Annotated in this window: 13 protein-coding genes and 1 rRNA gene; 11 read left to right on the top strand and 3 right to left on the bottom strand. The window is 65.4% G+C overall.

Going from position 1 to position 12,538, the window contains the following annotated elements; genetic code table 11:
- The first annotated feature begins 31 nt into the window (after positions 1 to 31).
- The 6 genes from rrf (at position 32) to AC51GT_RS08605 (ending at position 4,828) form a co-directional block, all read left to right on the top strand.
- Positions 32 to 148: ribosomal RNA gene (gene rrf, locus AC51GT_RS08630) — 5S ribosomal RNA — on the top strand.
- 143 nt (positions 149 to 291) lie between these two features.
- Positions 292 to 1,809, top strand: a complete 1,518-nt coding sequence (locus tag AC51GT_RS08625; protein WP_496328468.1) for a catalase — start codon at positions 292 to 294, stop codon at positions 1,807 to 1,809.
- 3 nt (positions 1,810 to 1,812) lie between these two features.
- Entirely contained in the window at positions 1,813 to 2,517 is a 705-nt protein-coding gene (locus AC51GT_RS08620; RefSeq protein WP_496328467.1) for a glycosyltransferase family 2 protein, read from the top strand.
- On the top strand, positions 2,514 to 3,458 hold the full coding sequence (locus AC51GT_RS08615) for an acyl-CoA dehydrogenase family protein (protein WP_496325865.1): 945 nt from the start codon (positions 2,514 to 2,516) through the stop codon (positions 3,456 to 3,458). The genes AC51GT_RS08620 and AC51GT_RS08615 overlap by 4 nt, the downstream gene beginning before the upstream one ends.
- On the top strand, positions 3,455 to 4,219 hold the full coding sequence (locus AC51GT_RS08610) for a PIG-L deacetylase family protein (protein ID WP_496325864.1): 765 nt from the start codon (positions 3,455 to 3,457) through the stop codon (positions 4,217 to 4,219). Before AC51GT_RS08615 ends, AC51GT_RS08610 begins: the two co-directional genes overlap by 4 nt.
- 36 nt (positions 4,220 to 4,255) lie before the next feature.
- Complete coding sequence (locus AC51GT_RS08605) at positions 4,256 to 4,828, top strand: class I SAM-dependent DNA methyltransferase (protein WP_496328466.1); 573 nt, start codon at positions 4,256 to 4,258, stop codon at positions 4,826 to 4,828.
- Between the two features lie 8 nt (positions 4,829 to 4,836).
- Here AC51GT_RS08605 and AC51GT_RS08600 read toward each other — a convergent pair whose 3' ends face one another.
- Positions 4,837 to 5,496, bottom strand: a complete 660-nt coding sequence (locus AC51GT_RS08600) for a GAF and ANTAR domain-containing protein (RefSeq protein WP_496325898.1) — start codon at positions 5,494 to 5,496, stop codon at positions 4,837 to 4,839.
- Positions 5,497 to 5,601: 105 nt separating this feature from the next.
- Positions 5,602 to 6,009: an STAS domain-containing protein gene (locus tag AC51GT_RS08595; RefSeq protein ID WP_496325862.1), complete on the bottom strand. Its 408-nt coding sequence runs from the start codon at positions 6,007 to 6,009 to the stop codon at positions 5,602 to 5,604.
- 356 nt (positions 6,010 to 6,365) lie between these two features.
- On the opposite strand from AC51GT_RS08595, the gene AC51GT_RS08590 reads away from it, so the two are divergent.
- The 3 genes from AC51GT_RS08590 to AC51GT_RS08580 all read left to right on the top strand — a co-directional run bounded on the left by AC51GT_RS08590 (position 6,366) and on the right by AC51GT_RS08580 (position 10,354).
- Positions 6,366 to 6,521 (top strand): hypothetical protein, encoded by a 156-nt coding sequence (locus AC51GT_RS08590; RefSeq protein WP_496325861.1) that lies wholly within the window; start codon positions 6,366 to 6,368, stop codon positions 6,519 to 6,521.
- 181 nt (positions 6,522 to 6,702) lie between these two features.
- The gene (locus tag AC51GT_RS08585) at positions 6,703 to 8,175 is read left to right on the top strand and encodes a flavin monoamine oxidase family protein (protein ID WP_496328465.1); all 1,473 of its coding nucleotides are present in this window, start codon (positions 6,703 to 6,705) and stop codon (positions 8,173 to 8,175) included.
- Positions 8,176 to 8,341: 166 nt separating this feature from the next.
- Positions 8,342 to 10,354: an HAD-IIA family hydrolase gene (locus AC51GT_RS08580; RefSeq protein ID WP_496328464.1), complete on the top strand. Its 2,013-nt coding sequence runs from the start codon at positions 8,342 to 8,344 to the stop codon at positions 10,352 to 10,354.
- 137 nt (positions 10,355 to 10,491) lie between these two features.
- On the opposite strand, the gene AC51GT_RS08575 is transcribed toward AC51GT_RS08580, so the two are convergent.
- Positions 10,492 to 11,346 (bottom strand): shikimate 5-dehydrogenase, encoded by an 855-nt coding sequence (locus AC51GT_RS08575; RefSeq protein WP_496328463.1) that lies wholly within the window; start codon positions 11,344 to 11,346, stop codon positions 10,492 to 10,494.
- Positions 11,347 to 11,397: 51 nt separating this feature from the next.
- Between AC51GT_RS08575 and AC51GT_RS08570 the strand changes: the two genes are divergently transcribed.
- Both AC51GT_RS08570 and AC51GT_RS08565 read left to right on the top strand, forming a co-directional pair.
- Positions 11,398 to 11,697 carry a hypothetical protein gene (locus AC51GT_RS08570; RefSeq protein ID WP_496328462.1) on the top strand — a complete coding sequence of 100 codons (300 nt, stop codon included), beginning with the start codon at positions 11,398 to 11,400 and terminating at the stop codon, positions 11,695 to 11,697.
- An 11-nt stretch (positions 11,698 to 11,708) separates the two neighbouring features.
- Positions 11,709 to 12,527 carry a TlyA family RNA methyltransferase gene (locus AC51GT_RS08565; RefSeq protein ID WP_496328461.1) on the top strand — a complete coding sequence of 273 codons (819 nt, stop codon included), beginning with the start codon at positions 11,709 to 11,711 and terminating at the stop codon, positions 12,525 to 12,527.
- Positions 12,528 to 12,538 lie beyond the last annotated feature (11 nt).

Here is a 12,538-nt window from a genome sequence, read left to right as displayed (position 1 = left end):
TTGATTTGTGACGATGGTTGTTTCACATTGTTACGGCGGCTATAGCGGTAGGGAAACGCCCGGTCCCATTCCGAACCCGGAAGCTAAGCCTACCAGCGCCGATGGTACTGCACCCTAATCAGTGTGGGAGAGTAGGACACCGCCGAACACAATTTGCGAATACCCTGTATCCGATTCCAGCAATGGACTCGAATACAGGGTATTTTGCTATCGCGGCGTACGATTTCGGGTACTCGTAACGTCAGAGTGCGGCGGCAGCCTTGCCCGCTCGCGAAGAGCGCGGAGGTGCGTATGCCAGACGAGAAGATCTACACCACAACGGACGCCGGAGCCCCGGTTGGAAGCGACGAGCACTCGTTGACCGTCGGAGCCGGCGGCCCGATTGTTCTGCACGATCATTACCTCATCGAGCAGATGGCCCAGTTCAACCGCGAGCGGATTCCGGAGCGGCAGCCACACGCCAAAGGCAGTGGTGCATTCGGCGTCTTCGAGGTCACTGGCGACGTGTCGGCCTACACGTGTGCCGCGGTGTTCCAGCCGGGTGCCGCCACCGAGATGGCTGCGCGATTCTCGACCGTCGCAGGGGAGCGCGGAAGCCCCGACACATGGCGGGATCCCCGTGGCTTCGCCCTGAAGTTCTACACCAACGAGGGCGTCTACGACATGGTCGGAAACAACACCCCGGTGTTCTTCGTCAAGGATCCGATGAAGTTCCAGCACTTCATCCGTTCTCAGAAGCGACGGGCCGACAACAACCTCCGCGACCACGACATGCAGTGGGACTTTTGGACACTGTCCCCGGAGTCCGCGCACCAGGTGACCTGGCTGATGGGTGATCGGGGTATCCCTCGGACCTGGCGCCACATGAACGGCTACAGCTCTCATGCGTACCTGTGGGTCAATGCGGAGGGCGTGAAGCACTGGGTGAAGTATCACTTCATCACCGACCAGGGCCATGAGTTCTTCACCCAGGATGAAGCCGACCAGATGGCATCCATCGACACCGACTATCACACGCGAGATCTGTTCGAGCACATCGACTCCGGGGAGTTCCCGTCCTGGACCCTGAAGGTTCAGTTGATGCCTTTCGACGACGCGGTGGCCTACCGTTTCAACCCATTCGACCTGACCAAGGTGTGGCCGCACGGTGACTATCCCTTGCAAGAAGTCGGGCGGATGACGCTGAACCGGAATCCGACCGATCACCACACGGAGATCGAGCAGTTGGCATTCGAGCCGAACAACCTGGTTCCGGGCATCGGCCTGAGCCCGGACCGGATGCTGCTGGCCCGTGGATTCTCCTATGCCGACGCGCATCGGTACCGCATCGGTGCCAACTACAAGCAGATCCCGGTGAACGCGTCGAAGTATCCGGTGCATTCGTACTCCAAAGATGGTGCGATGCGCGTGAGCAAAGTCAGCGATCCCGTATACGCGCCGAACTCGAAGGGTGGTCCGGCCGCGGCAACAGGCTTCCAGGTGGATCCGGGGTGGGCCGCGAACGGTGAGATCGTCCGGTCCGCCTACGTCGACCATCCGGAGGACGACGACTTCGGCCAGGCAGGCACGATGGTCCGTGAGGTGCTCAATGATGCCGAACGCGGGCGGTTGACCGACAACATCGTTGGTCATCTCCTGAACGGGGTCAGCGAGCCGGTGCTGGCGCGCGCCTTCGAGTACTGGAGTCGGGTCGATCCTGATCTGGGCAACGCGGTGGAGGCCGGGGTTCGGGCCAAGGCCGCCGAACTCGACCCCAAGGCAGCGGAGCAGAGTAATCCGGCGCGTGCCGGCGCGCAGCAGAAGGCGTAGGGAGTGGACGGTTCAGGTGACCAGGTTCGAACAGGCAGGCCAGACGACATTGTCGTCGTTGTGCCCGCGCACAACGAAATGGCAGTTCTGCCCGAGTGTTTGAGCTCGATCGCCGCAGCCGCCGAGCAGGTTGATGTTCCGGTCCGAGTGGTCGTCGTACTCGACGATTGCTCGGACGGGACCGCCGGGTGCATCCCGCCCGGTATCGCCGCCATCGAGGTGACGGGACGATCCGTCGGCCAGGCACGTAAGGCCGGGTTCGACCACGGTTCCTGGAACGACAACACCTGGTTCGCGACCACGGACGCCGATTCTGTGGTTCCACCGAACTGGCTGAGCGAGCAGGTGGCGGCAGCTGGCGAGGGCTGGGAGGCTTTCGTCGGCACCATTGCCGCCCGCGATTGGAATGGCTGGCCCCCGGAGGTCGCCGAGAGATTCCATTCCGAGTATCAGCCTTTTGACGGCCACCGCCATGTGCACGGGGCGAATCTGGGGATGTGGGCGCCGGTGTATTTCGATGTCGGCGGCTTTGCACTGGTCGCCCACGACGAAGACGTAGATCTGATTGCCCGGCTGCGACTTGCTCAGGTGCCGATTTGCTGGAGTGGGCGTGCGCCCGTACTGACGTCGACGCGACGTGAGGGTCGGGCGTCCGGTGGCTTCGCCGACTATTTGGTGGACCTCGGCCGGGCCGGGGAGGCTTCGTGAGTACCACTGCGATCCAGCGAGCGTCGGAGATCGTCTCGGAGCCGGGGTTCGACCTCCCGTTGCCGGGAAAAGGCGACACCCGCGAACGGTTCCGCGCGCTGGCGGCCTTCACCCGTGGCGATATCGCCACCGGGCGCATGGTCGAGGCACATGGTGATGCGGTGGCCATCCTGCATGAGCTCGGTGCCCCCGGCGTGGGGCCGGGTGAACTGTGGGGTGTGTGGGCCGCCGAACCCGCAGCGCCGGTGATGACTGCGGTGCTCGAGTCGGAAGCCTGGACGCTGTGCGGAACCAAGGTCTGGTGTTCGGGTGCCGAGGGGTGCACCCATGCGCTGGTGACGGCCCGAGCCGATGGATATCGGCGGTTGTTCGCGGTGGATCTGCGTTCGGACGGCGTGCATCCGGCGGCGAGTGATTGGCACAATCCGGGTATGGCCGAAACCGGCACTGCTTCAGTGGAATTCGATCGTGTTCCGGCCCGGCCCATCGGTGAACCGGGCGACTACCTCGACCGGGCCGGCTTCTGGCACGGCGGCGTGGGGGTTGCCGCCTGCTGGTTCGGTGGTGCGATGAAGGTGGCGCAACCCCTGTACGAGAAGGCGAAGTCCGCCGGCGACGACATCACCCTGATGCATCTGGGCGCGGTCGACGCACTCCTGGCCACCGGCTGGGCGCAGCTGAGTCAGGCGGCAGCGGAGATCGACGACCAACCCGACGATCTGGCCGGCGCGCGCCGTCGCGCCTTCGGAGTGCGGTGGTCGATCGAGCAGATCGCGACGGGGGTGCTCGACCGTGTGGCTCGCGCACTCGGCCCGGGCCCGCTCGTCGCAGATGAAGACCATGCTCAGGCGGTGGCCGATCTGAGCGTCTACCTCCGGCAGTCGCACGCAGACCGGGATCTGGTGGAACTCGGCAAGCTGGCTGCGGGGACCGCGTCATGACGTCATCCGAGCGATTCAGCGCTGTACCGGTCAGTGCGCAGGGGACCACCGAGGCGCAATGGCAGCCCTGGTTGTCCGGGCATGATTGGCCTCCGTTCGAACCTCGGGTCGACCGATTGATCGTGCTTGCCGCGCACCCGGACGACGAGATCCTCGGTGCCGGCGGCATGATGATCGCTGCGGCCGCTGCGGGCATCGAGGTGGTGCCCGTCTGCTTCTCCGACGGATCGGGGTCTCATCCCGGCTCACCGACCCTGTCGCCCGAAGAACTCGGTGCCCGCAGGCGCGATGAGCTGGACGTCGCGACGAAAGTGTTGGGCCTCGATGCATCTCGGTGGTCCGGCCTGACCGATGGGAAGCTCGGCCACGAGCACGCCGCGATGACCGCGATCCTCGACGGCGTCTGTGACGAGTCACCTGATGAGTCCACGGGCCTTCTCGCGGTGTGGGAAGACGATGGCCATCCCGACCATCAGGCGGTCGGTCGGTGTGCTCGAGAAGTCGCTGTTCGCCGGGGTCTGGCCCTGTGGCAGTATCCGATCTGGATGTGGCACTGGGCAACTCCCGGCGATCCGCAGGTCCCGTGGGACCGGCTCCGAAGCCATCGGCTCTCGACGACGGCGCGCGCCACAAAGCGTGCCGCGATCGCGGCATTCGAGACCCAGATCAACCCGCTGTCACCGGATCCGGCGGACCAGCCGGTTCTCCCGCCACACGTCCTCGAGCGATTGACGCGCACACATGAGTACGTATTCGCCTGAGAGGGTACCGCTTTGGACACCAAGTACTTTGACGCAATGTATCGCGCCAGCGATGACCCCTGGGGCTTCAACACCCGCTGGTACGAGGAACGCAAGTACCGGCTGACGTTGGCGTCGCTGCCGCGCCGGCGTTACCGCAATGCCTTCGAAGCGGGCTGCTCGATCGGTGTGTTCACCGAACTCCTCGCCGAGCGGTGTGACGAGTTGCTGGCTGTCGACCTCAGCGAGCGGGCGACCGCGATCGCCGCAGAGCGGTTGGCCCCGGTGGCCGACCGGGTGCAGGTGCAGACCCGCGACTTCATCGAGGACTGGCCGGATGGCAGGTTCGACCTGATCGTCCTCAGCGAGGTGCTCTATTACCTGGAGCCGGAGCAGTTCGAGGCGGTCCTTCGCCGATCACGGGAAGCGCTCACCGACGACGGCGACCTGGTGGCCGTGCACTGGCGACGGAAGGTCGAGGAGTACCCGGTCAGCGGCGAGGTTGTCCACGATCGACTGACTCAGACCGACCTGTCGCATGTTGCGGGCTACCGCGATCGCGACTTTCTACTCGATGTCTATCGCACGACACCGGGGCAGTCGGTCGCCGAGCTGGAGGGCCTTGTTTGAGCCCCGGTTCAGCGATCTTCAGGACCCGCCTCGACCACACTCGTGGCCACATCGACGAGCTTGACGTTCGAATCCTGCGACAGTTTCGCCAGCAGCCGGAAGGCAGCGGTCGAATCGAGACGATAGCGCTCCATGATCATGCCCTTGGCCTGGCCGATCAGGTCCCGGCTGTTCAGTGCCGTGCGTAGTTGTTCTTTTTCGCGCACGGTCGAGAAGGCGATCGCGGCGTGCGCGGCGAAGAGCTGACCGATCGAGCGTGCTTCTTCGTCAAAGGTGGCCACCGAAGTGCTGTGCAGGTTGAGGGCGCCGAAGTTGTCGCCGTCGACGTACAGGCAGAAGCAAGCCATCGAGGCAATGCCGAGCTGGTCCGCGGCGGTGGCGAATTGCGGCCACCGACTCTCGGTACGCATGTCATCGATCCACACGGTTTCTTCGCCGACGGCAGACCTGATGCAGGGGCCTTCGCGGAGCTGCTGCTGCAGTGCATCTGAGTGCCCGGCCAGATCGCCGATGTACACGGGCGTCTCGACCTGGGAGTTCGCGGTGACCACTGTGACACTTGCGTATTCGGTCCCCGGGATCGTGTCGACCGCGGCTTTCGATATCGCCCGCAGAATGGTTTCGATATCGTTGCTCTCCGAGCGTAGTTCACGCGCCACCTCGGCCATTCGACTCGTCAACGCCAACTGTGAACACTCCATTTGCCCTGCTCCCTCTCGTGCTTTGGACACTATAGATACCTCTTACTCCGGATACGTGGTACTTCGAGGAGATCAGAGGGGGTTGGGGGCAGACATCGCAGCGACGGCGGCCTCGATCGTGGGATAAATGGTCAACGTCTGGTCCAGGCCGACCAAACGCAGTGGGCGCGCGGTCGATGGGCCGTCTGCGACGACCCCCAACGAACCGAAGGGTGCGATCGCCTCGTGGGCGTTGACCAGCACAGACATGCCGGCCGAGGACAAGAACTCCGCAGCGGTCAGGTCGATGATCAGCCCCCTGGGCTGACCGGTCAGTATCTTGCCCACCGCTTCTGCCAGTTCGGGTGCGGTCAGGATGTCCATGCTGCCGGTGACGGCTAGCACGGCCAGCTCACCGTGATGGACGGTGACCACAGATACAGCAGCACTACCAGAAGTGGTGGCGCCGGAATCGACGAATTCCGGGTTCTCGGGGTGCACGGCAGCCAGTCCTTTCGACCTCAATCACAAAGAGCCCGATCGTGGCCAAGTTCTGGCGATCGAAACTCGCGGCTGCTGTCTCGACCGGCTTTCCCATTTTGCCACACCACGGTGCTGCCGATACCCACGGCATCAACCCGTTCGTGCACCTCGCCGGTGCAGCAAGTGTTGGGCCGGTACGAGGCGGGCTTGGGTCTGGCTCCGAGTGTCGTGGATTACCTGATGTTTCAGTCCGAAATGTCTGGGTAACCCGACTCCGCGGGTTACGGCACACCAGTGCTGAAACAGTCAATGCCCCCGCGGTGGGAAGTAGGGCCCTGGTCCTGCGGCCTGCCGCTCAGTCGTCTGGAGTTCAATTGATCATCATCGGAGCCATCCTCCTCATCCTCGGTCTAATTTTTGGTATCCAGATCCTGTCGGTGGTCGGAGGGATCTTGGTGGTTGTCGGCGCAGTTCTATGGGTTCTCGGTGCCACCGGGCGCAAGGTCGGAGGCCGAGCCCACTATTACTGACGGTTACCGACGGTCGTAAGCAGCTCGAGGCCGTTGCGGCCCTGACGTTCTGTACTGCCGGTCGTGGTGTCACCGGACTGGGTCGCATGACCCACTTTTTCCGCGTGGTCGGGTTACGATTCCGGCCATGCTCACCCACGATGTGAACAGTGCAGGTCAACGGCCACTCGCGGCTGGCTCGATGACAAGGCGGCAGCTCTTCGGAGCTGCCGCCTTGTCGGCTGTGGGCGTCTCTGTCGGCGGAAGTCTGTTCGGTGCCGGGGCGGCGTCCGCCGGGGGCAGTCCCGGTTCGCAGACCTATGACGTGGTGGTGGTCGGCGGCGGCTTGTCCGGGTTGGCGGCGGCCAAGGCGGTCGCCGAATCCGGCCGGTCGGTGCTGGTGCTCGAGGCACGCGAACGCGCCGGCGGGCGGGTTCACAACATTTCGACCCCGAAACTGGGTGTGACCCTGGACGCCGGTGCGGAGTTCATCGGGCCGACTCAGACACAGATCGCCGCATTGGCCCGCGAATACGGTGTCGCCACGTTGCCCACATACAACGCCGGGGACAGCGTCTTCTGGAACAGTGGGCAGCGGTCCACCATGCCCAGCGCACTGGGCCTACCCATCGATCCGGCCACGCCGGAGGCAGGTCTGGCCCTGGCCGAGGTCGAACTCCAGGGACTCCTGAACTTTCCGGTGGGCCGGCCGTGGGAGCATCCCGACGCCGCCTATCTCGATTCGGTGACGTGGCAACAGTGGCTCGAGGCCCGGGCGATGTCGCCGACCGCACGGATGTTACTGGGCCTGGCCAGTTCGGCAGCGCTCTCGGCCGAGGCCGATGAGTTCTCTGCGCTCTACTTCTTCAATTACGTGGCGGCCGCGGGTGACGAGGCGAATCCGGGCAGCCTCATCCGGCTGCTGACCACCGAGGGTGGTGCACAGGAGCGACTGTTCGTCGGCGGTGCGGCGCTGATACCGCTGCGGATGGCGGCCGAACTCGGTGAGCGGATCGTCTACAACGCGGCAGTGCGTTCGATCGGATGGGCCGACGACCTCGCCACCCTGTCCACAGATGCCGGAATGATCAGGGCACGCAAGGTGATCGTCGCCATGTCGCCGGCGATCAGTGGCCAGATCGACTATCTGCCGGGCCTACCTGCCGCGCGTGAAGGCCTACATGCCGGCTACCGGATGGGTGCGGTGAGCAAGTTCGCGGCCGTCTACCGCGAACCGTTCTGGCGGGCCAAGGGCCTGTCGGGTCAGGTGATCGGAAACGGTGAACCGATCGATGTCTGCTTCGAGAACTACGCCGAAGGCAATCACGTCCTGATGGGGTTCATCTCCGGCGACGCCATGCGCAGACTCGACCAGGCACCCGAGGAGCAGATCGTCGCCGAATGCACCGAGAACCTCGTCGACTACTTCGGCCCGGAGGCGCGGGACCACCTCGACCACGGCATCTTCAAATGGGACCTCGAGCCCTGGTCACAAGGGGGACCGGTGGCGGTGAGCAGGCCGGGCACGCTCACCCGATACGGCCGGGCACTGCGTGCGCCCGTCGGTCCGATCCACTGGGCGGGCACCGAGACGGCCGACTACTGGACCGGGTACATGGACGGGGCCGTCCGCTCCGGGGCGCGGGCCGCCGGTGAGGTGCTGAGCCGACTGTGATGGAGGGCGGGGCGCGAGGGAATGCTCTTCTCGAATTAACTGTTTGAGGTAGTGATCCGCTATCCTGGCTTGCGGCCATTCGGCCATTCCAACCGAACTACATAGCGTGAATCCATCGACTCTGCGGTCTCCGCAGGTGGTGTGATCGTGACGAAAAGGCAGACGCGTGAACGACAGACGTAACGGCAACGGCAGCAGTCGAGGCAACTCCAACACCGGACGGCCCACCGATCGCCGAGATGGATCCGACCGGGGCGGTTTCGTCCGCAGCGGTGCCGACCGGAACGACCGCAACTTCCGAAACGATTCGAACGCTCGTCGCGGCACCGGCTCGGCCAATCGCCCGCCGGAGCCCCCGCTCCCCGAAGACGTCCGCCCGCAAGACCTCGACACCGAGGTTCGGCGCGACCTGCTCAGCCTCGACAAGGCGAACTCGGACGCGGTTTCACGCCACCTGATCATGACCTTCCGCCTCCTGGACGAAGATCCGGTGCTGGCTCTGGAACATGCACGCGCTGCCCGCCGCCGGGCCGGTCGTATCGCCATGGTGCGCGAAGCCGCCGGCCTCGCCGCCTACAACGCACAGGAATGGGCCGAGGCTCTTTCCGAGCTGCGTGCCGCAAAGCGGATGTCGTCGGGCAATGCGCTGCTGCCGATGATCGCGGACTGCGAGCGTGGCCTGGGCCGTCCCGAGCGGGCGATCGATGTGGCCCGCAGCGACGAGGGTCGCACCCTGACCGGTGAGGTCGCCGCCGAGATGCGAATCGTGGAATCCGGTGCGCGCCTGGACCTCGGCGATTTCGAGAAGGCCATCGTCACACTTCAGACCAGCGATCTGGACCCCTCACGGGTCGGGACCGATGCCGCCCGTTACTTCTACGCCTACGCCGCGGCACTGCTCGCCGGTGGACGTCGCGAGGAAGCGATCACCTGGTTCATGAACGCGGCCGCTGCCGACGAAGACGACCTCACCGACGCAGAGCAGCGGTTGATGGAACTGTCCGAGCCGGAAGACGAGTCCGGGCCGGAGTCGGTGGATGAGGTTCTGTCCGCTCCCGCGCAGCAGGTCCGCACCGGCGCCGCAGCTGTCGCCGACGCCCCGGCCGTTGTCGCCGAACGGGTGGACGTTGTCGAGGCGGTCCGGCCCCAGCTCATCCCGGCCGCGCCCGCCGCAGCCGGTGACCGGTTGCGCGATGCCTACGACGCCCTGCTACTCGATCTCGATGGCACGGTCTACGCGGGCAAGCTGGAGATCCCCGGGGCCAAGACCGCCCTGGACGCCGGAGACCAGAAGAACTACTACGTCACCAACAACGCCAGTCGCTCGCCGGAAACGGTCGCAGAACACCTGCGCGAGTTGGGATTTGCGGCAGAGCCGGACGAGATCGTCACCAGCGCGCAGACCGCGGCCCGGCTGCTGGCCGAGCGCCTGCCGATGGGTTCTCGGGTGCTGGTCGTCGGCACCGAGGCGCTGGTCCACGAGATCCGCTCGGTCGGACTCGGCGTGACCCGCAGTGCCGATGACCGTCCGGCCGCTGTGGTGCAAGGACATTCGACACAGACCGGGTGGGAGATCCTGTCCGAGGCGGCGCTGGCCCTGCGCGCGGGTGCGCTCTGGGTGGCTTGCAACGTCGACGCCACCGTTCCGACCGAACGCGGCCTGCAGGTGGGCAACGGTTCGATGGTCGCCGCGGTGGCCCATGCCACCGGCAGGCAGCCGTTGGTCGCCGGTAAACCGGCCGCTCCGTTGATGATCGACGCCGTCGATCGCAGTGGATCGAAGACGCCGTTGGTCGTCGGGGATCGTCTCGACACCGACATCGAAGGTGCCAACGCCGTCGAGGCCGACAGCCTGTTGGTGCTGACCGGTGTCAGCACCGCCGCCGACGCGCTCAACGCACCCGAAGCGCAGCGTCCGACGTTCGTCTCTGCCGATCTGAGCGGGCTCAATGCCGCCGCCGATGATGTCATCGTCGGACCCCGTCCGGGGTGGCATGTCAGTGCGCTCGACAGCACGCTGACCGTCGTCGCCACCGACGACGACGCCGATCCGGCCGCAGTCCTTTACGCGGTGCTGCACGCCGGCTGGTCGAACGAGCGCACCGCCGACACGTGGACGGTCGAGGCCGCCGAGGAGACCGCGCAGAACGCGCTGAAAATCGCCGGACTGCTCGTCTGAGTCGCTTGAATCCAGCTTGAACCCGAAGAAATCTGAATAAGCCCGAACCCTGAACCCCCCCACCCGGTTCCAGTCCATTCACACGTTGCACAACACGTGGTCTCGGCTGGGGTCGGGTGGGGGGGTTCTCGGTCGGCTCAGGCGCGTGAGAACTCGGACGCCGCGGTGATCTGGTCGTCGTCCGGTCGGACCCCGGTGTAGAGCACGAACTGCTCTGCGGCCTGCAGTGCGATCACCTGGGCGCCGGTGATCACCGTCTTTCCGCGGGCAGCGGTGATCAGTGGTGTCTGCGAGGGTATCGCCACCACGTCGAACACGGCCCGGGCCGCCTCGACGGTGGTTGCGGTGAAAGGCATCCCGTTGGCATCCGGGCCACCGGCCATCCCGATCGGTGTCGTGTTCACGAGCAGGTCGGCGGTCTGCGTACCCAGATCGGGTTGCCAGGTGAACCCGTAGCGCTGCGCCAGCGCCTGTCCCGCCGACCTGTTGCGCGCGACAATCACGGTGTCGCGGTAGCCCTCGTCGCGCAACGCCGCGACCACTGCCTTGGCCATGCCGCCGCTGCCCGCGACCGCAACCGAGGCGGCAGTTGGGATTCCGCTGTCGCGCAACAGGTTTGCTGCGGCCTGGTAGTCGGTGTTGTAGGCATGCAGTGTGCCGTTCTCGTTGACGATGGTGTTGACCGAATCGATTGCGGCCGCCGAATCATGCATCACATCGATCAGGTCGATGACCGCTTCCTTGAACGGCATCGAGATTCCGGCGCCACGGATGCCGAGTGCCCGGATTCCCGCGACCGCCGCCGGCAGGTCGGTGGTGGTGAATGCCTTGTAGGCGTAGTCGAGACCGAGTGCGTTGTAGAGGTAGTTGTGAAACTTGGTGCCGATGTTGCTCGGCCGTCCCGAGAGCGAGATACACAGCCGGGTGTCGCGGCGCAGGACTCGAGCGTCGGGTGCAGTCGGATCCGGGCGCGTTCCGGTGGTGGAGGTCATCATTGGACGCTAACAATCAACCGCCCGCAGATCGACTAACCTTGGCAGGCGATGAACCAACCCCTGCCCGGACCCAGACCCACTGCCGGAATCACGCCCGGACCCAGACCCGGACCGACGCCCGGACCCCGACCGACACCGGGCCCGGCCCCGGTCGCGCCCGGCGCTGCCGTCGATCCGGACGCCATCAGGCGTGATGTTGCCGCGTTGCTCGATCAGGCCGACAGCGTGGCCTCATCGGATGAGAGCACCGGCGGCGAGGCCCTGGTTCAGCTGGCAAAGCAGGCGCACCTGCTCGAACAAGCGCACACGGTGATCACCGACGCCCTGGAAAAGGTCGATCGTGTCTGAGTGTGTGCGCAATGGCGCGTAGGGCACGCCTCGATGCAGAGCTGGTGCGTCGGGGTGAGGCCCGGTCCAGGGACCACGCACGGGATCTGATCGAAGCGGGTCTGGTCAAGGTCAACGGCACCGTTGCCACGAAACCGGCAACCAATGTCGACCTCGGCGCGCCGATCGTGGTGGCGGAGACCAACGATGAGGGCTGGGCCTCGCGTGGTGCCCACAAATTGCTCGGCGCACTGGCCGCGTTCGAACCGCTCGGCGTCTCGGTGACCGGTAAACGATGCCTCGACGCGGGAGCGTCGACGGGTGGGTTCACCGACGTCCTGCTGCGGCGCGGTGCCGCCGAGGTGGTGGCGGTCGACGTGGGGTACGGCCAGCTCATCTGGCGCATCCAGAACGACGAACGCGTGCACGTGCACGATCGCACCAACGTCCGGAGTCTGACCGCTGCCGAGATCGGCGGGCCGGTGGACCTGGTGGTGGCCGACCTGTCGTTCATCTCCCTCAACCTGGTGCTCGCGGCGTTCGCCGATTGCGCCAACGTCGGAGCGGACCTGCTGCCCATGGTCAAACCACAGTTCGAGGTGGGTAAGGACCGGGTGGGATCCGGGGGAGTGGTGCGCAGTGCCGAACTTCGTGCCGAAGCGGTCACTGCCGTCGCGCAGACCGCTGCGGGTCACGGCCTGCAGACGCTCGGTGTTGTGGCCAGCCCGTTGCCGGGCCCGTCGGGCAATGTTGAATACTTCCTCTGGCTGCGTAAGCAGACCGAACCGGGTGTCGTAGATGACAATGTGCGCATGGCCATTGCCGAGGCGATCGAGAAAGGGCCCCAGTGAGTGATCTGGCG

The organism is Williamsia sp. z34 (assembly GCF_059553395.1).
Note: the sequence above shows the minus strand (reverse complement) of the source record. Positions and strands in the feature narration are given on the sequence as shown.

Excerpts from the sequence above, each read along its gene's own strand:
- AC51GT_RS08585 (WP_496328465.1), top strand. The coding sequence starts at position 6,703 with ATGACAAGGCGGCAGCTCTTCGGAGCTGCCGCCTTGTCGGCTGTGGGC.
- AC51GT_RS08605 (WP_496328466.1), top strand. The coding sequence starts at position 4,256 with ATGTATCGCGCCAGCGATGACCCCTGGGGCTTCAACACCCGCTGGTAC.
- AC51GT_RS08570 (WP_496328462.1), top strand. The coding sequence starts at position 11,398 with ATGAACCAACCCCTGCCCGGACCCAGACCCACTGCCGGAATCACGCCC.
- AC51GT_RS08575 (WP_496328463.1), bottom strand. The coding sequence starts at position 11,346 with ATGACCTCCACCACCGGAACGCGCCCGGATCCGACTGCACCCGACGCT.
- AC51GT_RS08600 (WP_496325898.1), bottom strand. The coding sequence starts at position 5,496 with ATGGCCGAGGTGGCGCGTGAACTACGCTCGGAGAGCAACGATATCGAA.
- AC51GT_RS08610 (WP_496325864.1), top strand. The coding sequence starts at position 3,455 with ATGACGTCATCCGAGCGATTCAGCGCTGTACCGGTCAGTGCGCAGGGG.
- AC51GT_RS08565 (WP_496328461.1), top strand. The coding sequence starts at position 11,709 with ATGGCGCGTAGGGCACGCCTCGATGCAGAGCTGGTGCGTCGGGGTGAG.
- AC51GT_RS08625 (WP_496328468.1), top strand. The coding sequence starts at position 292 with ATGCCAGACGAGAAGATCTACACCACAACGGACGCCGGAGCCCCGGTT.